An 849-nucleotide genomic window follows, 5' to 3' on the forward strand; every position below is an offset into this window, starting at 1 on the left:
CGCGGCGAGGTCGGCCGCGATCGCGGCGGCGGGGCCGGCCGGGCAGGCGCGCCAGGCCGCCGCGAGGAGCGCGACGGCCGTGAGCCACGAGGCCACGCAGAGCAGGCACCACGCGCCGATGGCGGCCTCGCTCACGATCGCGAGCGCGATCGACGCCGCGACCGCGGTCGCCGCCACGCCGAACAGGAGCCCCCGGGCGAGGGGGCGACCGCGCCGCGCGTGGACGAGCGCCCGAGCGGCGAGCCCGGCGGCGAGGCCGTAGCCCAGGACGCCCCAGGCCGCGACGGGCAGCCCGAGGAACACGGAGAACCGGCTCAACGCCACGCGATCGCAGTTCACGACGTCGTTGATGGCGCAGAAGCTGGAGTACCCCGCGTGCGCGCGAGCGTGCAGGCGCGCGAGGAGGGCAGCCAGGGCCACGCCCAGCAGGGCGAGCCCGAGCGCCGCCACGAGCGGCCTGGCGGGCGAACGACGGTCGGGCGGGACGCCGCCGGGGCGCCGCGACGTCTTCTGACGTGCTCTCTTCATGGACGGTGAGGGTAAGCGGTCGCGGTGAGGGCCGAGAGGGTGACGTGTTCCCGGAGAAGCGTCGTGCGCGCGGCTGCACGCGCTGGATGCACGGCAGGCGCTGCCCCGGCGATCAGTCGATCGAGCAAGGCTTCACCTCGACGCACGGCGGCGGCTTCGACGCGGTCTGCGAGCGAGCCGGCGCCGCTCCGTCTTTCTTTGCTGGCTCCTCCGTCCGCGGGCGAGGGCGCAGGTCGGTGGCGCGGCGCGCGTCCGGCCGGGGGCGCTCGCCGCTCGCGGCGCGGGGCGCGGCGCCGCCGGCGGTCGCGGGCGCCGGAGGCG

Annotated in this window: 1 protein-coding gene and 1 pseudogene; both read right to left on the minus strand. The window is 77.9% G+C overall.

Annotation, left to right across the window (positions count from 1 at the left end; translation table 11 throughout):
• On the minus strand, positions 1-528 hold a 528-nt coding region (locus tag MNZ39_RS24095), incomplete at its 3' end, for a vitamin K epoxide reductase family protein (protein ID WP_305037352.1).
• Positions 529-640: 112 nt separating this feature from the next.
• Positions 641-849 (minus strand): annotated as a pseudogene (locus MNZ39_RS24100) (hypothetical protein); the annotation flags it as partial.

It is taken from the genome of Anaeromyxobacter sp. SG66 (genome assembly GCF_022690805.1).
GTDB classification, from domain to species: domain Bacteria; phylum Myxococcota; class Myxococcia; order Myxococcales; family Anaeromyxobacteraceae; genus Anaeromyxobacter; species Anaeromyxobacter soli.